This is a genomic window from Microbulbifer sp. ABM4_008, assembly GCF_056311705.1.
In genome coordinates this window covers 4421596-4442929 of the sequence record NZ_CM149970.1, presented here as the reverse complement: position 1 = coordinate 4442929, position 21334 = coordinate 4421596, and the positions used below count along the sequence as shown (strand labels likewise).

21 protein-coding genes are annotated in these 21334 nt (G+C 54.8%); 9 read left to right on the top strand and 12 right to left on the bottom strand.

Annotation, left to right across the window (positions count from 1 at the left end; all coding sequences use genetic code 11):
• Positions 1-81 precede the first annotated feature (81 nt).
• The 8 genes from ACYX4J_RS19375 (at position 82) to trpC (ending at position 7665) form a co-directional block, all read left to right on the top strand.
• Positions 82-1164, top strand: coding sequence for an aminoglycoside phosphotransferase family protein (locus ACYX4J_RS19375; RefSeq protein WP_476177333.1), 1083 nt, complete (start codon positions 82-84; stop codon positions 1162-1164).
• Between the two features lie 29 nt (positions 1165-1193).
• A complete protein-coding gene (locus ACYX4J_RS19370) occupies positions 1194-1901 on the top strand; it encodes a nucleotidyltransferase family protein (RefSeq protein ID WP_445359380.1) in 708 nt (235 codons plus the stop codon).
• Positions 1902-1920: 19 nt separating this feature from the next.
• Positions 1921-2583, top strand: a complete 663-nt coding sequence (rpe, locus tag ACYX4J_RS19365) for a ribulose-phosphate 3-epimerase (RefSeq protein ID WP_444892691.1) — start codon at positions 1921-1923, stop codon at positions 2581-2583.
• A gap of 231 nt (positions 2584-2814) precedes the next feature.
• A complete protein-coding gene (gene trpE, locus ACYX4J_RS19360) occupies positions 2815-4326 on the top strand; it encodes an anthranilate synthase component I (RefSeq protein WP_476177332.1) in 1512 nt (503 codons plus the stop codon).
• Positions 4313-5176: an ion transporter gene (locus tag ACYX4J_RS19355; RefSeq protein WP_444895314.1), complete on the top strand. Its 864-nt coding sequence runs from the start codon at positions 4313-4315 to the stop codon at positions 5174-5176. Before trpE ends, ACYX4J_RS19355 begins: the two co-directional genes overlap by 14 nt.
• A complete protein-coding gene (locus ACYX4J_RS19350) occupies positions 5173-5751 on the top strand; it encodes an anthranilate synthase component II (RefSeq protein WP_476177331.1) in 579 nt (192 codons plus the stop codon). The genes ACYX4J_RS19355 and ACYX4J_RS19350 overlap by 4 nt, the downstream gene beginning before the upstream one ends.
• 73 nt (positions 5752-5824) lie before the next feature.
• Complete coding sequence (gene trpD / locus ACYX4J_RS19345; RefSeq protein WP_476177330.1) at positions 5825-6874, top strand: anthranilate phosphoribosyltransferase; 1050 nt, start codon at positions 5825-5827, stop codon at positions 6872-6874.
• Positions 6868-7665, top strand: coding sequence for an indole-3-glycerol phosphate synthase TrpC (gene trpC, locus ACYX4J_RS19340; RefSeq protein ID WP_476178671.1), 798 nt, complete (start codon positions 6868-6870; stop codon positions 7663-7665). The genes trpD and trpC overlap by 7 nt, the downstream gene beginning before the upstream one ends.
• A gap of 78 nt (positions 7666-7743) precedes the next feature.
• On the opposite strand, the gene crp is transcribed toward trpC, so the two are convergent.
• The gene (gene crp, locus ACYX4J_RS19335) at positions 7744-8394 is read right to left on the bottom strand and encodes a cAMP-activated global transcriptional regulator CRP (protein ID WP_051089460.1); all 651 of its coding nucleotides are present in this window, start codon (positions 8392-8394) and stop codon (positions 7744-7746) included.
• Between the two features lie 301 nt (positions 8395-8695).
• On the opposite strand from crp, the gene ACYX4J_RS19330 reads away from it, so the two are divergent.
• Positions 8696-9103 (top strand): OsmC family protein, encoded by a 408-nt coding sequence (locus tag ACYX4J_RS19330; protein ID WP_476177329.1) that lies wholly within the window; start codon positions 8696-8698, stop codon positions 9101-9103.
• Positions 9104-9187: 84 nt separating this feature from the next.
• Here ACYX4J_RS19330 and coq7 read toward each other — a convergent pair whose 3' ends face one another.
• The 11 genes from coq7 to ACYX4J_RS19275 form a co-directional block, all read right to left on the bottom strand.
• Complete coding sequence (coq7, locus tag ACYX4J_RS19325) at positions 9188-9832, bottom strand: 2-polyprenyl-3-methyl-6-methoxy-1,4-benzoquinone monooxygenase (RefSeq protein ID WP_108731610.1); 645 nt, start codon at positions 9830-9832, stop codon at positions 9188-9190.
• Positions 9833-9888: 56 nt separating this feature from the next.
• Positions 9889-11193, bottom strand: coding sequence for a phosphoribosylamine--glycine ligase (gene purD, locus ACYX4J_RS19320; protein WP_476177328.1), 1305 nt, complete (start codon positions 11191-11193; stop codon positions 9889-9891).
• Positions 11194-11384: 191 nt separating this feature from the next.
• Positions 11385-12956 (bottom strand): bifunctional phosphoribosylaminoimidazolecarboxamide formyltransferase/IMP cyclohydrolase, encoded by a 1572-nt coding sequence (gene purH / locus ACYX4J_RS19315; protein ID WP_476177327.1) that lies wholly within the window; start codon positions 12954-12956, stop codon positions 11385-11387.
• 143 nt (positions 12957-13099) lie between these two features.
• Positions 13100-13408, bottom strand: coding sequence for a DNA-binding transcriptional regulator Fis (gene fis, locus ACYX4J_RS19310; RefSeq protein ID WP_020411495.1), 309 nt, complete (start codon positions 13406-13408; stop codon positions 13100-13102).
• Positions 13405-14397, bottom strand: coding sequence for a tRNA dihydrouridine synthase DusB (gene dusB / locus ACYX4J_RS19305; RefSeq protein WP_444892695.1), 993 nt, complete (start codon positions 14395-14397; stop codon positions 13405-13407). Before dusB ends, fis begins: the two co-directional genes overlap by 4 nt.
• A gap of 205 nt (positions 14398-14602) precedes the next feature.
• Complete coding sequence (locus tag ACYX4J_RS19300; RefSeq protein ID WP_413664255.1) at positions 14603-15838, bottom strand: DUF3426 domain-containing protein; 1236 nt, start codon at positions 15836-15838, stop codon at positions 14603-14605.
• Positions 15839-15913: 75 nt separating this feature from the next.
• The gene (gene prmA / locus ACYX4J_RS19295) at positions 15914-16795 is read right to left on the bottom strand and encodes a 50S ribosomal protein L11 methyltransferase (protein ID WP_413664256.1); all 882 of its coding nucleotides are present in this window, start codon (positions 16793-16795) and stop codon (positions 15914-15916) included.
• A 150-nt stretch (positions 16796-16945) separates the two neighbouring features.
• Positions 16946-18286 carry an acetyl-CoA carboxylase biotin carboxylase subunit gene (gene accC, locus ACYX4J_RS19290; RefSeq protein WP_444906502.1) on the bottom strand — a complete coding sequence of 447 codons (1341 nt, stop codon included), beginning with the start codon at positions 18284-18286 and terminating at the stop codon, positions 16946-16948.
• A 15-nt stretch (positions 18287-18301) separates the two neighbouring features.
• On the bottom strand, positions 18302-18769 hold the full coding sequence (accB, locus tag ACYX4J_RS19285; RefSeq protein WP_282934436.1) for an acetyl-CoA carboxylase biotin carboxyl carrier protein: 468 nt from the start codon (positions 18767-18769) through the stop codon (positions 18302-18304).
• A gap of 22 nt (positions 18770-18791) precedes the next feature.
• Positions 18792-19247: a type II 3-dehydroquinate dehydratase gene (aroQ, locus tag ACYX4J_RS19280; RefSeq protein ID WP_444934795.1), complete on the bottom strand. Its 456-nt coding sequence runs from the start codon at positions 19245-19247 to the stop codon at positions 18792-18794.
• A 259-nt stretch (positions 19248-19506) separates the two neighbouring features.
• Positions 19507-21300, bottom strand: coding sequence for a protein-disulfide reductase DsbD family protein (locus ACYX4J_RS19275; RefSeq protein ID WP_476177326.1), 1794 nt, complete (start codon positions 21298-21300; stop codon positions 19507-19509).
• Between the last annotated feature and the right edge of the window lie 34 nt (positions 21301-21334).

Below are 21334 nucleotides of genomic sequence, written 5' to 3'. Positions count from 1 at the left end.
GACTCCAATAAATAGTGATGGCGTCTCTGGACGCAGAGAGGCTCGGGGTTAAAATGCAGCTAGAAACAGTTGGAATATAAGATGAGCCTAAGATCGAGCAGTGAAGTTGAGCAAGGGTGCGAGATCGATTCCGATCCCAGACGCAATGCCTTGAGTGAGTGGGTTGGCGTGGCCCTGGGTATGGAGGCTCCGGCTGATTTATCGAGCCTGGCGGGAGATGCTGGATTTCGCCGTTATTTTCGCACTCTAACCGAGCCGTCACTGATTGCGGTAGATACTCCTCCCCAATTGACTAACACCGCCCGCTTTGTGGCTCTGGCTGATTACTTGCGCCGCAACGGTATCCATACTCCGATGGTGATTGCTGCAGACACCGCGGAGGGGTACCTGCTGCTGGAAGATTTGGGGGATACCCAGTTATATAGCGTGCTCAACAGCGACAGTGTTGAGGGACTCTACGCAGAGGTAATGAGTGAACTTTTATGCCTGCAGCAAATCCCTTTTGAGGAACAATTATTCCCAGCTTATAGTCGGGAACTACTTCTTAAGGAAATGCAGGTTATGCCTGAGTGGCTGGCGCGAGAGCTACTTGGCTACAAGCTTTCACAGCGGGAAGAAAAGCTGCTGGAGCAAACCTTTGAATTGTTGCTCAATAGTGCAGAGGAACAGCCTCACACTATTGTTCACCGGGATTACCACAGTCGCAACCTGATGATCCGCGACGGGGAAAGGCCGGGGATTGTCGATTTTCAAGACGCAGTGTGGGGGCCCGCCACCTACGATCTGGTGTCTCTGCTCAAAGATTGCTATATCCGTTGGCCCCGCGAGCGGGTAGAGCGCTGGGTGCTGGCTTACGTCGCGACCGCTGAAGCGGCGGGTGTTATGCAGCCTGTGGACCCACAACTTTATCTTCGTTGGTTCGACTGGATGGGGTTACAGCGTCATATTAAAGTGCTGGGTCTGTTCCCACGCCTCAGTCTGCGTGATGGGAAACAGGGATACTTACAGCACCTGCCGTTGGTGATTCGCTATGTTTTGGAAACCGCTGAGCGCTACCCAGAGCTGAAGCCGTTTACCGATTGGTTCAGTGGCACCCTGCTGCCGCAGATAGAGCCTTTGCCCTGGTACACCGATTACCGCTGTGCCGGTGACCAGCCGCAGTAGGCCGTACGAAAACTGTACAGATTAATTTAATGAGCAAACCCAAAGAGAATTCCCCTTTGACTGCCATGGTATTGGCAGCAGGTTTTGGGCGCCGTATGCGCCCACTGACGGACCAAACTCCAAAGCCTCTGTTGCCGATTGCCGGTAAGCCTCTGATTGAATATGCAATTGAGCGCTTGGCAGCTATTGGTGTGCAAAAGGTCGTGATTAACCTGGGCTACTTGGGACCCAAAATTCGTCAACAGCTCGGTTCTGGTTCCCGCTGGGGGTTGGATATTCACTACTCCATTGAGCATGAGGAGGAGCCACTGGAAACTGCCGGTGGGATTCTCAAGGCGCTGCCACTGATCGGCGACTCATCATTTCTAGTGGTTAATGGTGATGTCTGGTGTGACTATGACCTGTCGCAATGGATCGAGAGGCCGCTGCCGGAGTCTTGCCCTGGACGCCTTTTGATGGTCCTTAATCCTCCCCATAACCCCGATGGAGATTTTGGCATAGAAGGTGGCTTGCTGTCGGGTACAGCCAAGCCCCGCTATACCTTTGCGGGTATTAGCTGGCTGCGAGCTGAAACCCTCACTGAATACCCTAAGCGTCGCGAATGCTTTGGGCTTGGGGAAGTGTTCACCTTTAATGAGGATAAGCTACAAGCTGAACTCTATGAGGGGGACTGGTGCGATGTGGGAACCCCCGAGCGCCTGGAAAATTTAGATCGCCGACTGACTGGCGAAAGTTGAGTTACCAAAGGATATTTTGATGTCAGATTACAAGATCGCCCCCTCTATTCTCTCCGCAGATTTCGCACGTTTGGGTGAGGAAGTGGACAATGTGTTGGCAGCCGGAGCGGACTGGGTGCATTTTGATGTGATGGACAATCACTATGTGCCAAATCTCACGATTGGCCCTATGGTATGTCAGGCCCTGCGCAAACACGGTGTTGAGGCTCCGATTGATGTGCACCTGATGGTGGAGCCGGTGGATGAAATGATTCGCATGTTCGCCGATGCCGGAGCTACCTATATTACGTTCCACCCAGAAGCCTCTCGTCACCCGGACCGCTCCCTACAATTGATCCGCAGTCTCGGCTGTAAAGCCGGGCTGGTGTTCAATCCAGCCAGTGGCCTCGATGCGGCCAAGTATGTAATGGATAAGCTGGATATGATCCTGCTGATGTCGGTGAACCCGGGCTTTGGTGGGCAGAAGTTTATCCCCAATACCCTGACCAAGTTAAAAGAAGCCCGCAAGTTGATTGATGAGTCTGGGTTTGATATTCGCCTTGAGATCGACGGTGGTGTGAATCGTGACAATATTGCCGAAATTGCTGCAGCTGGAGCAGATACCTTTGTCGCTGGGTCTGCCATATTCAATACCCCGGACTACGCTGAAGTGATTGCAGCCATGCGTAAGAGTTTGGCTTAATTTACAAAACTGGCGGGCAATCTCTTGCCCGCCATAGACGGGATTTGTTAACTTGTGCGCCTGCACTGAGGGAATTTCCGTGAACCACTCTTTCTCCCTGACAAACAGTTGGCGATGGCGCCACTGACCTGCTGAGGCCCAATCGAGTTTGGCGATTGAGGCACCTTTCCCGTGGGCGCTGCTTATACTCTGGCGCCAATCATAAAGAATGAAAAATTGATCGGAGTCTCCATGACCCCTACCGAATACGCTCAACTTGCGTCTGAGGGTTATAACCGTATCCCCCTGGTAAGACGCGTACTGGCGGATATTGAAACGCCACTGTCCACCTATTTGAAACTGGCCGGAGGCCGTTACAGCTATTTGCTGGAATCGGTTCAGGGTGGGGAGAAATGGGGACGCTATTCCATTATTGGTTTACCTGCGCGGACTCTGCTCAGGGTTAAGGGCACTGACATCACCGTGGAAACTGATGGTGAGGTTGTAGAGAGCCACAGCGCCGCTGACCCTCTGGAGTTTGTTGAACAGTTTCAGCAGCGCTATCAGGTGCCTGAATTAGCGGATCTGCCCCGTTTTAACGGCGGGTTGGTGGGCTATTTTGGCTATGACTGCGTGCGCTATATCGAACCGCGTCTGGCCGCCAGTACTCCGCCGGATACCCTGGGTAATCCGGATATCCTGTTGATGGTCAGCGATGAATTGGTGGTTTTTGACAATCTTGCCGGTGCGGTAATTCTGATTGTCCACGCAAATACCGCTGAAGAAGCAGACTATGAAAAAGCCCAGCAGCGCCTGGACCAATTGGTTGGCCAGTTAGCGCAACCGCTGCCGGATACTGTGCCCCTCGATTTGCATGGGCGCGGCATTGATGAGAGCGAATTCCAATCCCACTTTGGCGAGGACAACTTTAAGCGCGCAGTAGACCGGGTTAAAGAGTACGTGCTTGCCGGTGATGTGATGCAGGTGGTGCCCTCCCAGCGCCTGTCTGCGCCTTTCGATGCGCCGCCACTCAATTTTTACCGCGCTTTACGCAGTTTGAACCCTTCGCCGTATATGTATTTCCTCGATCTGGGTGACCACCATGTGGTGGGTTCCAGCCCAGAAATTTTGGTGCATTTAGAAGAGGGGGAGATGACTGTGCGACCTCTGGCGGGAACCCGCCATCGGGGAGCCACTGAGGAGGAGGATCTTGCCCTGGAGGAAGAGCTGTTGGCAGATCCCAAAGAACTCGCCGAACATCTGATGCTGATTGACCTGGGGCGCAATGATATCGGCAGGGTGGCTGATACTGGCAGTGTTAAAGTCACCGACCAAATGTTTGTCGAGCGCTATTCCCACGTGATGCATATCACCTCCAATGTTGTCGGCCGGTTAAAGCCGGGCCTCACCGCCATGGATGCTCTGCGCGCGGCACTGCCGGCTGGTACCCTGTCGGGCGCCCCCAAGATTCGCGCTATGGAAATTATCGATGAGCTGGAACCAGAAAAGCGTGGCATTTACGGTGGGGCGGTCGGCTACCTGGCTTGGAATGGCAATATGGATACCGCTATCGCCATTCGCACAGCAGTTATCAAGGATGGCCGACTATATGTGCAGGCGGGGGCTGGCCTGGTGGCCGACTCAGATCCACAGTCGGAGTGGAATGAAACAATGAATAAGGCCCGAGCGCTTTTCCGCGCTGCCGGTATGGCGCTGGCCAAGAGTAGTGACCCTTTAAAGATCGAGCAAGATGAGCGAAGTTAGTATTTCTCAAAAGTTGACCCTGGCTGAACGCTGCGAGCGAGTCGTCGCAGCGCCGTTATTTAACCAAATTATTATCGGAATGATTCTGCTCAATGCTGTCGCTGTTGGGTTGGAGACTTCCACTTGGGTGACGGAGCGCTTTGGTACGCTGCTGGGCGCTATTAATCAATTGATTCTCGCCTCATTTGTTATTGAGGCGCTGGTTAAAATTTTTGCCCATGGGGCCCGTCCCTGGCGTTACTTTGCCAGTGGTTGGAATTGCTTTGATTTTACTATTATTGCACTGAGTTTGATTCCTGCTACAGGGCCGCTAGCTACCCTGGCGCGTTTGGTGCGGGTATTAAGGGTTTTGCGGCTGGTGTCTGCATTCCCGGAACTCCGCACACTGGTGGACACGCTTTTGCGCAGTTTGCCAAGCATGATGCACATTGCTTTGTTGATGAGCATCATTTTCTATATCTATGGTGTAGCAGGTTATTTCCTATTTCACGATATTGATCCAACTCACTGGCGCACTTTACCCATCGCATTTTTGAGTTTATTCCGCATTGTCACCTTCGAGGACTGGACGGATATTATGTATACCGCGATGGATTCGATGCCTTGGGCCTGGCTTTACTTCGTCAGCTTTGTGGTTATGGGGGCGTTCGTAATGATTAACCTCTTTATCGGTGTAGTCTTGAATAACCTGGAAGAGGCCAAATTGCGACGTATGGATGAAATGTGTCTGCCTCCAAGCCAGACCGAAATCCTGCGCGAACTCCGCGCGACCCAGGCCTCTCTCGCACGCCTGCAAAAAAGAATGGAAGAATCCACTTATCAACCAGAGGCTAAGGGGGCCGCACAATGATTTTAATGATCGATAACTACGACTCCTTTACCTGGAATGTAGTGCAGTACCTGGAAGAGCTGGGTGCAAAAGTGGTGGTGAAACGCAACGACGAAATTACCCTGGATGAAGTCGAGGCAATGGCGCCAGAGAAAATCGTGATTTCGCCGGGTCCCTGTACCCCCAATGAGGCGGGTATTTCTCTCGATACCATTCGCCGTTTTGCCGGCAGTATCCCTATTTTGGGTATTTGTCTGGGGCACCAGAGTATTGGTCAGGTCTTCGGTGGCAGGGTGGTTCGTGCCCGGCAGGTTATGCACGGCAAAACATCTCCTATAGTGCACAACAATTTGGGGGTGTTTCACGGTTTGTCCAACCCATTTGAGGCGACTCGCTATCACTCACTGGTAGTGGAGAAAAGCAGTTTACCGGAATGCCTGGAGATCACCGCCTGGACTGAGACAGAGGATGGTGAAATTGACGAGATCATGGGCGTGAAGCACCGGGAATTAGCGGTAGAAGGGGTGCAATTTCATCCTGAGTCGATTCTCACCATGCACGGTCACGATATGTTGAGAAGCTTTATCGAGTCTTGAGGACCGGAAGAACAAGTGCGCGGCGGGCAGGCCCCGCCAGAATCAATAAGCAGAGCGGGGCAAAGGGGGAAAAATGAATATTCAACAGGCCATTGCCAAACTGGTGGATGGCGAACACCTTACTCGTGAAGAAATGCGCGAAACCGTGAGCCAGATTATGTGTGGCGAAGCGCTGGAGTCACAGATAGGCGCACTCCTTATCGCACTGCGCATTCGCGGGGAGACAGTCGATGAAATTGTCGGCGCTGTGGAAACCATGCGTGAGCTGGCGATAAAGGTTGAGCTCGATCTGGAAAACACGGTTGATATTGTCGGCACCGGCGGTGATGGCGCCAATCTGTTTAACGTGTCCAGTGCGAGCAGCTTTGTGGCAGCTGCTGCCGGAGCTAAGGTAGCCAAGCATGGCAATCGCTCGGTGTCGTCCAGTAGTGGTTCTGCGGACCTGCTTGAGCACGCCGGCGTATTTTTAGAATTGAGCCCTTCGCAGATGGCGCGTTGCGTAGAGACTATCGGTATTGGCTTTATGTTTGCGCCCAGCTTTCACAATGCAATGCGCCACGTTGGCCCATCACGAAAGGCATTGGGACTGCGTACCATCTTCAATCTACTCGGGCCGATGACAAATCCGGCGGGGGTAAAGCGCAAAGTAATCGGTGTGTATGACAAGCGCTACTGCCGCCTGTTGGCTGAGGTTTTGCAAAAGCTCGGTTCAGAGCATGTGCTGGTTTTACATAGTGATGATGGGCTCGATGAAGCCAGTATTGCTGCGGATACCTTTGCTGTGGAATTAAAGGATGGTGCCTTACAGGAATATACCCTCAAGCCTGAAGACTTTGGTTTGCAGCGCCGTGACCTCTCTGATCTTAGTGTTTCTGGTTCCGAGGACTCCCTGGCCCTGATTCGCGATGCGCTGGGTAAGCGCAATACTGAGGCGGGGCAAAAAGCCGCGGATATTATTGCGCTTAACGCAGGCCTGGCAATTTATGTCAGCGGCGTTGCGCACTCTGCAGAGCAAGGTGTCGCTATGGCACAAGATGCTATCGACAGCGGTCTCGCCGGAGAGAAAATTAACGATCTTGCCGCGTTTACCAGTGCGTTTCGCCCAGAGGAAATTCAATCGTGAGTACACCGACCATTTTAAAAACAATTGTCGAGCGCAAGTGGCAAGAGGTTGCCGAGCGCAAGGCTGAGTGCTCCACCGACGAAGTTCGCCTTCGCGCCAGGGATCAGGAACCGGCGAGAGGTTTTGTCGATGCAGTGGATCGCAAGATTTCCACTGGTGCGGCTGCAGTAATTGCCGAAATTAAAAAAGCCTCTCCCAGTAAAGGCGTGATTCGCGAGGATTTCCTTCCTGCAGAAATTGCTACCAGCTATGAAAAAGGTGGCGCGGCTTGTCTGTCAGTACTAACCGATGTCGACTTTTTTCAGGGCGCAGATAATTACTTGCAGCAGGCCCGCGATGCCGTACGCCTACCGGTGCTGCGCAAGGACTTTACCGTTGATCCCTACCAAATCTATGAAGCTCGCGCGATTGGGGCCGACTGTATTTTGTTGATTGCAGCCTGCCTGGAAGATCCACAGATGGCGGATCTCAACGGGCTCGCTTTGGAGTTGGGTTTGGATGTCTTGGTGGAAGTGCATAACCACAAGGAGTTGGAGAGGGCCCTGGCATTACCTAACCGCTTAATCGGCATCAATAATCGCAATCTGCACACTTTCGATGTGCAGCTGGAAAATACCTTTAAGTTACTGGACTTGATCCCCGAAGACCGTCTTGTGGTCACGGAAAGTGGTATTCATACCACAGATGATGTTGCGGCGATGCGCGGTCATAACGTCAATGCTTTCCTGGTGGGAGAGGCCTTTATGCGGGAGGAGGAGCCGGGCAGGAAACTGATGGAAATGTTTAACTGACCGCTTACTCCAGTAGTAGAAATAAAAAAGGGCGATGTAAAAATCGCCCTTTTTTTATGCGGTGTATTTATTCGGTTACTAGCGGGTACCGTACACCACCATGGTTTTACCTTTAACGGAAACCAGGCCCTGTTCTTCCAGGGTTTTTAATACGCGGCCCACCATTTCTCGGGAGCAGCCGACGATACGGCCAATTTCCTGGCGAGTGATTTTTATTTGCATGCCCTCGGGGTGAGTCATGGCATCCGGCTCATTGCAAAGATCGAGCAGGGTGCGAGCGACACGTCCGGTCACATCCAGGAAGGCGAGGTCGCCAACTTTGCGCGTGGTATTGCGCAGGCGGCCGGCCATTTGGGTGGCCAGGGCAAAAAGAAACTCTGGGTGCTGGCGAGTGAGTTCCTGGAACTTGGTGTAGGAGATTTCTGCCACCTCACACTCGGTTTTGGTGCGGACCCAGGCACTGCGGGTGTCCTGATCGAACAGGCCCATCTCACCGAAAAAGTCCCCGTCGTTGAGGTAGGCAACGATCATTTCGCGGCCTTCATCGTCCTCAATCAGAACAGTAACGGAACCGCGCATAATGAAATAAAGGGATTCACAGCGGTCGCCAGCATAAATAATCGTGCTCTTGGCCGGGTAGCGACGCCGGTGGCAGTGGGCCAGAAAGTCTTCAATATTGCCGATAGTCATGGGGTCTTCGATAGCAACCGTCACGGATTTATTCCTCATTTTTTGTCTTGTGCCCTATCCCGGCTTTAGCAGCTGAGCACTATTGAATTATCGCGCGAAAACAAAATCCCCAACAGGGGCTGACCGCGGCAAAGTTCCGCAGTGTGACCTGTGACACTATGGCACTGGGTCGCTTGGACTTCATAAACCACGATGCGTTCATAGAAAAAGCATTTGATCATGCATCATTCGGCTTTCGCGCGGAGGCGTACCAGACACTATACCGGAAACATACAGGTGCCGGGATAGACTTCGCCAATATGCTAAGCTTCGCCGCTGAAGTTTTAACGGGAGTGGAGTGATGCAGGGGAAAGTAACCTGGGTAAATGATTTAACCTTCGTCGGTGAAGCCGGCAGCGGTAATTCGGTAGTGATGGAAGGCGGCCGCACAAATAATGGTGTGCGCCCGATGGAAATGATTTTGCTGGGCGTCGGTGGCTGCGCGGCTTACGATGTGGTGAGTATTTTACAGAAGGCGAGACAAGACATTATTTCCTGTCATTGTGAGCTGGAAGGTGTGCGCCCGGATACAACCCCATCGCCGTTTGAGCGAATTGAAATGAAGTTTGTAGTGCGCGGTCGCGGATTGAAGGAATCCCATGTTGCCCGTGCAGTGGAACTCTCCGCAGAGAAATACTGCTCAGGCTCCATCATGTTGCGCAATGCGGGTGTCGAGATTGTGCACAGCTACAGCGTTGAAGACGCTTGAAGGAAAATTAGCTGGGAGGAAAGGGAGGATACTGGGCGTAACCTCCCTAAAATCCAAGTCGTTTTAGTGAGTGAAGAGTAACGGTCAGATTTTATAACTGGCCGAGGTCATCACTTTGGATACCAGAGACATCACTCCTTTTACCGGAGCGGGGAAGCGGGCACCACCGGCGGCCAGTGCAGCGTGGGCGTGCTCGTCTTCGTCAATTAACATCTGTTCCACTACCGCACGGCTTCTCTTGTCGTCGGCGGGAAGCTTTTCGAGGTGGCTCTCAAGATGTTTACACACCTGGTCTTCCGTAGCGGCCACAAAACCGAGGCTGATTCGGTCGCTGATTTTCCCGGCGGCGGCGCCGAGCCCAAAGGACATGCCGTACCACAGTGGGTTGAGTAGGCTGGGGCGGCTGTCCAATTCCTTCAAGCGCTGTTCACACCAGGCCAGATGGTCGATCTCCTCATCGGCAGCGCGCTCCATTTCCCCCCGCACCTCGGGCAGCTTAGCGGTCAGGGCCTGGCCCTGGTAAAGCGCCTGGGCGCAGACTTCACCGCTATGGTTGACCCGCATAAGGCCAGCGGCGTGTTTGCGTTCGCTGTCGGTGAGGTCTGTCTCGGCTTCACCCTTGGCCGGGGATGCCCGGCCGTGGCAGGGTTCGCCGGGACTCAGGGTGCGCAGAGCCCGATCCGCTTGAATTAACAGGCGGTCGAGCCCGCTGAGGCTGCGTTTACTCATAGTATTCTGCTCCCTGTCAGAGGCGACGGCTTATGAGCCGCCGCCGATGCCAGCTGTTAGTCCTGCTGCTCTGCAGAAACCTTTTCTCTTTCGACAGCGCGGTAGCCGATATCTTTCCGGAAGAACACGCCGTCCCAGTAGATAGCCCGAGCTGATTCATAGGCATTTTCCTGAGCTTCAGCGACGGTATCCCCCAATGCTGTAGCGCACAACACCCGGCCACCATTGGTGACTACGCGCTCACCATCCAGTGCGGTACCGGCGTGGAAGACCTTGGCGTTGTCACTGTCTGCTTTGTCCAGGCCGCTGATGGCGTCGCCTTTGCGGTAGCTGCCGGGATAGCCGTGGGCGGCAAGTACCACACCCAGGGCTGGGCGGGGATCCCACTCAGCAGTGACAGTGTCCAGCTTCTTGTCCAGAGCAGCCATGCACAGGTCGACCAGGTCCGATTTCAGGCGAATCATAATTGGCTGGGTTTCCGGATCGCCAAAGCGGCAGTTGTACTCGATAACCTTCGGAGTACCGTCGCTATCGATCATCAGGCCGGCGTAAAGGAAACCAGTGTAGGGCGTACCTTCAGATACGAGGCCTTTAACGGTGGGTTCGATTACCTCTTGCATAATGCGCTGGTAAATGGTGTCGGTCACCACCGGTGCCGGGGAGTAGGCACCCATACCGCCCGTATTGGGGCCGGTATCACCATCGCCAACGCGCTTGTGATCCTGGCTGGTGGCCATCGGCAGGATGTTTTCACCATCCACCATCACGATAAAGCTCGCTTCCTCACCCTGGAGGAACTCCTCGATAACCACGCGGCAGCCGGCTTCACCAAAGGCGTTTCCAGACAGCATATCGCGTACAGCGAGCTCAGCCTGCTCTTCGGTTTCGGCAACGATTACACCCTTGCCCGCAGCCAAGCCGTCGGCTTTAACCACGATGGGCGCGCCGCGCTCGCGAATGTAGGCAACCGCCGGCTCCACTTCGGTGAAATTGCGGTAGGCAGCGGTGGGGATTTTGTGGCGCTCGAGGAAGTCTTTGGTAAAGGCCTTGGAGCCTTCCAGTTGGGAGGCGCCTTTGCTGGGACCAAAAATGGCGAGGCCACGGGCATTAAAGAAATCGACAACACCCTCTACCAGCGGTGCTTCCGGGCCCACAATCGTTAGTTCTACGCCGTTTTCCTCAGCGAAATCTGCCAGGGCAGCGAAGTTATCCACACCGATCGCGATATTTTCCAGCTTGGGTTCGCGGGCAGTGCCGGCGTTGCCAGGGGCAACATAGACGGTGCCGACATTTGGGTTTTGCGCTGCTTTCCACGCCAGGGCGTGCTCGCGGCCACCTGATCCGATAACCAATACGTTCATTCTTAAATCCCCCTAAGTCGACCGATCCGGTCCGTTGCACAGGCTATAGGTGTGCTAGTTTAACGTGGAATTGATTCTGGGGCCTGAGTCTCGCCCCTGGATTCAAATGATTTGTGCGAGCTGGGAAGTATCGATACTTCCCAGCCCGTTGATCATAGCCCGCAGCAGTAAGTATTTGCGGGCGCACAATCTTAGTGGCGGAAGTGGCGCATACCGGTAAATACCATGGCCATATTGTGCTCGTCCGCTGCGGCGATCACTTCTTCATCGCGCATGGAACCGCCGGGCTGGATGACCGCCTGGATTCCCACAGCGGCAGCATTATCGATGCCGTCGCGGAAGGGGAAGAAGGCATCGGAAGCCATAACGGACCCTGCAACGGCGAGGCCGGCGTGCTCGGCCTTGATCGCGGCGATGCGTGCGGAGTTTACGCGGCTCATCTGGCCTGCACCTACGCCTACAGTGCGACCGTCTTTGCCGTATACGATGGCATTGGATTTTACGAACTTGGCCACTTTCCAGGTAAACAGCAGATCGCGGATTTCTTCTTCCGTGGGCTGGCGCTTGGAGACCACTTTCAGGTCGGCAGCAGTGATCAGGCCGTCGTCGCGGTCCTGAACCAGCAGGCCGCCATTAACGCGCTTGTAGTCCAGTGCCGGGGTGCGCTCGCTGCTCCACTGGCCGCATACCAGCAGGCGCAGGTTCTTCTTCTCGGCAACGGCCTGTTTGGCCTCTTCGGAGACTGACGGTGCGATGATGACTTCAACAAACTGTCGTTCGACGATAGCGCGGGCAGTGGCGCCATCGAGTTCCCGGTTGAAAGCGATGATACCGCCAAAGGCGGATTCGCTGTCGGTAGCGAAAGCCAGGTCGTAGGCCGTGCGAATATCTTCAGCGATCGCCACACCACAGGGGTTGGCGTGTTTAACGATCACGCAGGCGGGTTGCTTGAAGGACTTAACGCACTCCAGTGCGGCATCGGTATCGGCGATATTGTTGTAGGACAGCTCTTTGCCCTGTAGCTGGGTGGCAGTGGAAATACTGGCCTCAGCTGGGTTGGCTTCGGTATAGAAAGCGGATTTCTGGTGCGGGTTTTCACCGTAGCGCAGATCCAGTTTCTTGATGAATTGGCTGTTGTAGGTGCGCGGGAACAGCTGCTTTTCTTCGCCTTTAATGGCGCCCAGGTAATTAGCAATAGCGCCGTCATAGCCCGCCGTGTGTTCAAAGGCTTTAACCGCAAGGTCAAAGCGGCTGACGTGGCTCAAGGTGCCATCGTTAGCTTTCATTTCTTCGATGATGTTGCCGTAATCGCTGGCATTGACCACGATAGTGACATCTTTGTGGTTCTTGGCGGCCGCGCGAACCATGGTGGGGCCGCCGATATCGATGTTCTCGATAGCGTCTTCGAGGGAGCAGTCGGGCTTGGCAACGGTTTGAGCGAAGGGGTAGAGGTTAACCACCACCATATCGATTGGGGTGATACCGTGCTCGCCCATGATGGCATCATCGGTACCACGGCGCCCCAGAATGCCACCGTGTACTTTCGGGTGCAGAGTTTTGACACGGCCGTCCATCATTTCGGGGAAGCCGGTGTAGTCGGAAACTTCTACCACGGGAATACCCGCTTCCTTGAGCTGGCGGTGGGTTCCGCCGGTGGAAAGAATCTCAACCCCCATTGCGGAGAGCTGTTGAGCGAACTCTACAATGCCACTCTTGTCAGAGACACTAATTAGAGCGCGGCGGATGGAAACCTTGTCTGTCATTGCACTTGATCCAACTGGTTTTCGAAAAGGATGTTTAAAGGGTTTTAGCGGTTGTCCACTGTGGCAACAAAAACGCTGCCGGGAAAATAGCGAAGGGGGATGAGTTACCTCATCCCCCTTCAAAATCTCGCTCGGTGGGAAGCTTACAGCAGGCCGTAGCGCTTCAGCTTCTTGCGCAGGGTGCCACGGTTGAGACCCAGTAATTGCGCGGCGCGGGTCTGGTTGTGGCGGGTGTATTTCATCACCACTTCGAGCATGGGCGCTTCGATCTCCGACAGCACCATGTCGTAGACATCGGTTACCATCTGGCCATCCAGGTGGCGGAAGTAATTCTCCATTGCGTGCTCGACGGCATCGCGCAGGGACTGCTGCTGTGGCTGTGCCAGTTGAGTCTGTCCCCTGGAGGATACTTCTTCATTGCCAGTATCCGGAATTAATACTTCGTTGTTCATGCCGCTTGTGCCCCTCTCGTTATTCGGCGTTCAAACCACTCGTGAACGCTGGCATGTTGTACTTCTGCACTCTCTATTTGGAAAAAGGTCTTGCGGAAGGACTCGCTATCCGCGAGCGTCTTCAAGTACCAGCCCACATGTTTGCGAGCGATACGGACCCCCATCACTTCACCGTAGAATCGGTGTAGTTCGCCCAAATGGGCGAGCAAAATATTCCTGACTTCATCCAATGTCGGTTCGGGTAGCCGCTCGCCAGTGGCGAGATAGTGGGCTATTTCCCGAAAAATCCATGGTCGTCCCTGTGCTGCACGGCCAATCATGACCGCCGATGCGCCAGTGTAATCGAGCACCTCTCGGGCTCTCTCAGCACTGCAGATGTCGCCATTGGCAAAAACCGGGATTTTTACCCTGGATACAATTTCGGCAATGGTATCGAATTCAGCCTGTCCGTGGTAGCCACAGGCGCGAGTGCGACCGTGAACCGCCAGTGCAGCGATCCCGGAATCCTCGGCCATTTTGGCTACAGTGACGCCATTGCGGGAATCCGGGCACCAGCCGGTGCGGATCTTTAGCGTCACCGGGACGGAAACAGACTGGACCACGGCTTGAAGAATATCCGCTACCAGCTTTTCATCCCGCAGCAGGGCGGAGCCCGCTGCTTTCTTACACACCTTTTTTGCCGGGCAACCCATATTAATATCGATGATTTGCGCGCCGCGACGAGCATTCTCCCGAGCGGCTTCCGCCATCATCTCAGGATCACCGCCGGCGATCTGCACCGATATGGGCGCCGCTTCGCCACCGTGATCCAGGCGCAAGCGGGACTTGCGGCTGTTCCACAGGCGAGTGTCCGAGGTCACCATCTCCGAAACCACCAATCCGGCGCCGAGTTCTCGGCACAGCTGGCGGAAGGGGCGGTCGGTGACACCGGCCATGGGCGCCAGAATTACCGGGTTGTCGATAATATAGGGGCCAATGGCAGTAGACACGGTAGCTCCATTTGGGCTGTAGGAAGGGCAATCTGTGCCCCGGCAAAACAGCCGCCTATGATAGCGGCTGGCCCGTTAATGGCAAAGCGAAAAAGCGGGCAATTTGATCGATCACTGTTCATTTAGCCTGTCGAATGCGCAGGTTTGGTTGTTTATGGCGCCAAATCCCCTTTGCTAAAAACTTAGCCGGGGAGCTTGTGTGTGTTCAGTGAGTGATGTTCAGCTCGTAGTTTACCGCTTCTGCACCGGGGTCAACCACCTCAATAGCGATATGAATGGGGCTGTCCTGGGGCATTAGTTTGCGTCCGGCCAACTCCCCCTGTAGGTACTCGTTCGGGGTAAACCGACGACTGGCCACAGCCTTATCCTTCAGGTCGCTGAAGTTCAACAATAAGTTGGGGAAGGGTTGCGCGTAGGGGGCAGTATTTAGCAGCACTGCATCCACTACCAGGGCGCCCTGCAGCTGCGGGTGGGTGCGCACCATTAAGTTTGTGGCCTGGATCGCCCGGGTATCTTTTAGTTGGGGTAAGGTGCAGCCGAATAGTGGGCAGGCGGCAGCATAGAAGTCGCGCCAGGGCTGTTTGCGGCTGAGGCTATCGAACTGGAAGTATGCAACCTGAATCACTATGCCGAGGATCGATAGGGGAATCAATGCACGCCACAGCCAGGGAGAGGCTGTGCGTTTCTTTTTGGGTACTCCCCACGACATCTCCACAGGCGCGGGCTGGATAGCTGAGATTAATTGCTCCCGCTGGGGCTCTTCAGCAGTGGTAGATTCGCCACCGAAGTAAGGCTCCTGGCGGCTTTCCTCAGTGGGGGGAGGTGTATCTACAGACTCGGTTGATACTGCAGGCTCATTGTTGTCCCAAGACGATTCCTCAGCGAGGGAGCTAGAAGTTTCAAACTCCGGTACTTCAGGTTGGCCGTTGTACTCGGGCGAAGGGTCAGAATCAAAATCAGGAAGTTCTTCCCAGTCCGGCTTGAGGATTTTATCCAGGTCCTCTTCGGGTTCCGCTTCCTCTTCGGTGTGAGATGCTTCCAGCTCCTGCCACTCATGGTCGCCAAAGGCGTCACCAATTAATTCCTGCGCTGCTGCACTATATTCTTTTGGTTCAGATTTGGGCGCGCTGTCAGGTGCAATCTCATTGGTTGCACTCTCCTGATTGGTAGTTTGATCCACAGCTGGTGGAGATGGCGGGGTGGCGGGTTCGTCCTCGTCGAGCTCGATATCGTCGTGGATCAGGAAGTCATCGTCTTCCAGCAAAGCCTCCAAATCATTGCGGCTCTCGCTATCACTTTCTGAGAAAACGATATTTTCGTCTGCGCGAAACACCTGCAGGCAAGACCCACAGCGAACGGCGCCGCGGGCAGCGCGCAGTTGCTGGTCATTAATATGAAATGATGTGCTGCAATGAGGGCAGCGGGTTACCAGTTGAGACATTCGACTAGAGCGCAGTTTATTTAGCAGCCAAGTTTATCAGCCCAAAGGGGTCCCGCGTAGTGCTCGGGGGCGCATTTAGCGCACCCGCTTGCCTGTCAGTCTGACCCATCCCTCGTGTTCGCCGTCAGGATCGAACTCAATCCATTCGCTGTAAGCATTTTTCACCTGCTCTGCCTGGGAACTGAGGATGCCGGACAGACAGATTTTTCCGCCCAATTGAGTGAGCTGTATCAGTTTAGGGGCGAGTTCTACCAGGGGACCGGCGAGGATATTGGCCAACATAACATCGGCGGCTTCGCTCGGCATTTGTTCTGGCAGGTAGACCGGGAAGCGCTCGGGGTCTATGCCGTTGCGCTGGGCATTGTCGCGGCTGGCGAGCAATGCCTGGGGATCGATATCGGTGCCGAGAACTCGCTCTGCTCCCAGTAGTAGTGCGCTAATCCCCAGAATGCCCGAGCCGCAACCGAAGTCGATGGCACTCTTACCTGCGAGCTCCTGCTGCGCCAACCATTGCAGACATAGGAAAGTAGTTGGGTGCGTGCCAGTGCCGAAAGCTAGGCCCGGATCGAGCAGCAGGTTCACGGCGTCTGGCTGTGGTGGCTCACACCAGCTGGGGCAGATCCACAAATTGGGGCCGCACTGGATGGGTTTGTAGTGGGTCATCCACTCCCGCTCCCAATCCTTGTCCTCAAGTTGCTCCCAGCGGGCATTGGGCAGCATTTCGCATAGGAAGGAAGCTGCTTTTGCCTCGGTAACTGAGGTGTCGACTTCCGCATCGAACAACCCGGTGACCCGTGTTTGCTCCCATAGGGGCACCTCTCCGAGTCCGGGCTCAAGGATCGGTTGGTCAGCGTTGTCTTGCAGGGTGACAGATACGGCACCGGCAAAAAGCAGTGCATCTTCGATTTTTTCCGCGTGATCACGGTCTGTGTCCACGCGGAGTTGTAGCCAGGGCATAATTATTCCGGAATTGTTATAGCGATGTTTACGGCATTGTTGCGGCTGGGCCGCACTCAGATAACGACGGTTGCCACGCCATCCTTGGCAAGGTTCAGTGTCGTTATGTTTGCCGCAATTCTCGCTAACTTTGCCCCGGCTGGCGAGCGCTTAAAGACCTAACTTCTTCTCCAGGTAGTGGATATTGACCCCACCCTTGGCAAAGTTTTCATCTCGTACCAACTCTTCCTGTAGGGGAATGTTGGTTTTGATACCGTCCACCACCAGTTCCGACAGAGCTACACGCATACGCGCCAACGCGGTTTCACGATCTTCCGCATGGGTGATCAGCTTGGCGATCATGGAATCGTAGTTGGGGGGTACGGAGTATCCGGAGTAGAGATGGGAGTCGACCCGCACACCCAAGCCGCCAGGCATATGGAAGTTGTTTACCTTGCCGGGGCTGGGGAAGAAGGTCTGTGGGTCTTCGGCATTGATACGGCACTCAAAGGCGTGACCTTTGATTACGATATCTTCCTGCTTCAGGGATAGCTTCTCACCGGCACAAACCCGAATCTGCTCCTTGATCAGGTCGACGCCGGTTACCATTTCGGTAACGGGGTGCTCCACCTGGATACGGGTGTTCATTTCGATAAAGTAGAAGCGCTCATTTTCATACAGGAATTCAAAAGTACCCGCGCCGCGATAGCCGATATCGATACAGGCTTGTACACAGGACTCATGTACCTGCTCGCGCACCTCATCGGGAATACCCGGAGCTGGGGCTTCTTCCAAAACTTTTTGATGGCGGCGCTGCAGGGAGCAGTCGCGATCGCCCAGATGAACGGCGTTGCCCTGGCCATCGGCCATTACCTGGATCTCAACATGGCGGGGATTCTGCAGGAATTTTTCCATGTAGACGGTGCCGTCACCGAAGGCCGCTTGGGCTTCGGACTTGGTCACGGCAATCGCGTTCACCAGCTCCTCTTCCTTTTCCACCACGCGCATGCCGCGACCACCGCCACCGGCGGCAGCTTTAATGATGACCGGATAACCGATGCTGCGGCCGATCTCCATGCAGCGCTCGCTATTATCGGGCAGCGGGCCGTCAGAGCCTGGAACGGTGGGAACGCCAGCCTTTTTCATGGCGGCAATTGCAGACACCTTGTCACCCATCAGGCGGATCACATCCGGATCAGGGCCGATAAAGGTAAAGCCGCTCTTTTGCACCTGTTCGGCGAAGTCGGCGTTCTCTGCGAGAAAGCCATAGCCGGGGTGCACGGCTACTGCGTCGGTGATTTCCATGGCGGAGATCAGGGCCGGCACATTTAGGTAGCTCTGCGGGGATGGGTTGGGGCCGATACATACAGATTCGTCGGCCAGGCGGACATGCTTGAGATTGCGGTCTACCAAAGAGTGCACCGCCACAGTGGCGATGCCCATCTCTTTACAGGCGCGCAAAATCCGCAATGCGATTTCGCCGCGGTTGGCGATTAGGATTTTGTCGAACATTGTGACTTACCCCACTCAGACGATGGTCACGAGGGGCTGGTCAAACTCAACCGGTTGGCCGTCTTCCAGCAGGATCGACTCAATGGTGCCGGCCTTGTCGGCTTCGATCTGGTTCATCATTTTCATCGCTTCGACGATGCACACAACATCGCCAACTTTGACCTGCTGGCCCACCTTCACGAAGGCCTCGGCGCCAGGACTGGGGGCAGCGTAATAGGTGCCTACCATTGGGGACTTCACCGCGTGCCCGCTGATAGCCGGCTTGGACTCTTTTTCAGCTGGGGCAGCAGGAGCGCTGGGCGCCGGAGCAGCGGGGGCGGCAACCGGTGCGGGAGGCGCGCTGTAAATCGGTGCAACGGGTTGGGCTGCGCTGCTGACGCCGCGACTAATGCGCACGGACTCTTCGCCTTCTTTGATTTCCAGCTCGCCGATATCCGATTCTTCGAGCAGCTCAATCAATTTTTTAATTTTGCGGATATCCATAGTTATTTACTCGCAGTTTGATTCATTGTTGTGCAGGTGTGGCATCCAGTTGATGGATGGCTGCCTGTAGAGCCAGGGTGTAGCTGTTGGCGCCAAAGCCACAGATTACGCCGCAGGCCAGATCTGAAAGATAGGAATGGTGTCGGAAAGCTTCCCTGGCGTGGGGATTGGACAGGTGAAGCTCAATAAACGGGATGGCAACGGCTGCCAGGGCATCGCGCAAGGCGACACTGGTGTGGGTCAACGCAGCGGGATTGATCACGATAAAGTCGACCCCACTGGTCGCCGCCAAGTGGATTCGTTCGAGCAGGGCTGATTCACTATTGCTCTGCAGGACTTCCAGTTCGTGGCCGGCGGCGTCGCACTGGCGCTCGGCGGCTTCATTGATATCCGCCAGGGTGGTAGACCCGTAGATGTGCGGTTCGCGACTGCCTAAAAGATTTAGGTTGGGGCCGTGAAGGAGAAGAAGTTTAGCCATAATTCGCCCTGAAGAAAGTTGCCGAAAACCCATATAAAGAGGGTTAAAATTGGCTATCTTGCGGGCAAACTCGAAATTTCGGCCTAGCTGCCCGAACTCATTAACCGAGTCTGCCGCAAAAGTGACTCCCTGTCCATGCCAGACTCGGAGTTTATCGAAGTTAGCAGCAGTTCGGCGATATTGGGCAAAAAATTAGTTCAAAATATCCGGGCTGTGGCCTGTTTACCTTGGGTTATTGGCTACAAAGGCGCCAAAAACTTTACTGAGTCACCCCAGTGCTCAAAGGGGAGTCCACAGCGTTCTCCAATTCCTGTAGTAAATCATCTTGAGAAAGTATTTGCGGCAGTATTTTTGCGTCGCCCCCATCGGCGGGATAGAGGAGATACAGCGGCACACTGGTACGCCCGTATTTGGCCAATAATTCACTGATTCGCGGGTCCTGGTTGGTCCAATCGCCTTTTAGCGCGACCACGTTGAGGCGCTCCAAAGCATCACTGACCTCAGTGCTCGACAGCACAGCTTTCTCATTCATCAGGCAGGTGATGCACCAGGCCGCCGTCATATTGGCCAGAACTGCACGCCCCTCACTGCGCGCAGTCTCCAGTCTCTCTGCCGAATAGGGCTCCCAGTAATCGCTGCTGGACAATTGTTCAGACTGATTGATGGTTTTCAGTTGCGGAAGTAGAAAAACCGCTAAGGCCAGGGAGGCCAGGGCCAGGGAACCGCGCAGCCAGTGCCATTGCGGACGCGGCCAAAGCCACAGGGCAAATGCAATGGCTACAGCACCAGCCAGTACCAGGGCAACTCCATCCCCCCCGGCTTGTCGGCCCAGAACCCACAGTAGCCATACCGCAGTGAGATACATCGGGAATGCCAACAACTGCTTTAGGCGATCCATCCAGGGGCCGGGTTTGGGCAGCTTTTCCGCCAGAGCGGGGATATAGGTCAACAACAGGAAGGGGGCCGCCATACCGGCGCCAAGGGCGGCAAAAACACTTAGCGCAATTAGCGCGGGCTGCGTAACAGCAAACCCCAGTGCGGAGCCCATCAGCGGCGCAGTACAGGGGCTGGCCACCAGGGTTGCCAGCGCGCCGGATGCCACAGAGCCCGACAACCCCTGACGTTTATTCAGGTTGCCGCCAATACCCATCAGTTTACTGCCGAGTTCGGTCATTCCGGACAGACTCAACCCCATGATAAAAAACAGGTAGGCGAGTGCTGCCACCAACCAGGGGGATTGAAGCTGGAAGCCCCAGCCGACAGCCTCTCCGCCGGCGCGAAGGGCGAGCATCACAGCGGCGATAGCCACAAAGCTCAAAACTACGCCCAGTGTATAAGCCCAGCCGTGGTGGTGCCTTTGGCTTGCATTTTGTGCCGCCTGGCTCACTGCCAGTAACTTAATCGACAGTACTGGGAAGACACAGGGCATCAGGTTCAGGATCAGGCCACCGGCAAATGCGAGAAACAGCGCCAGTGATAAGGTGACATTGCTACTGCCTGCGGCACCGCCAGCACTCGCTGGCGGAGTGGGCGCGCCTGTAATTAAGGCGCTGTCCTGCGGTTCTATATCCTGACTGGCAAAATCCACACTGTAGTATCGGGTCTGAGGTGGATAGCAAAGGCCAGCATCTGCGCAGCCTTGATAGTGGAGCTCCAGTTGGGTGGAACCGCTGGTTTCAGGGATATCCAGGGCAAATTCGAGCTGGCCTCGGTAGACCTCAGTCTCTTTCTCGAAATAGTCGTCCCAAATGACTTCACCGGTTGGCAGGTTCAGGGGGATGGGAGTTTTTTCACCATTATCGACTCTGTACAGCGCCAGTTTTTCGCGATAGAGGTAGTACTCTGGGGCAATCTGGAAGAGTGCACTGAGGCCGTTGGCATCAAAGAGCAGATCTTGCTGATAAGCTTCATCGACCGGCAGGAAAGAGTTTTCCTGGGCGCTGCTCAGCGAGGCAAAAGGGTTATCGGAATTCTGCGCTGCAGCTCCAATGCTGGTTATGGCCAGCAGGATTGTCAGCAGAACGAGGAAATTTTTTCGGAAACTTTTGGTCATCACAGCCATAGATGAAAAAATTCATTATAGTCGG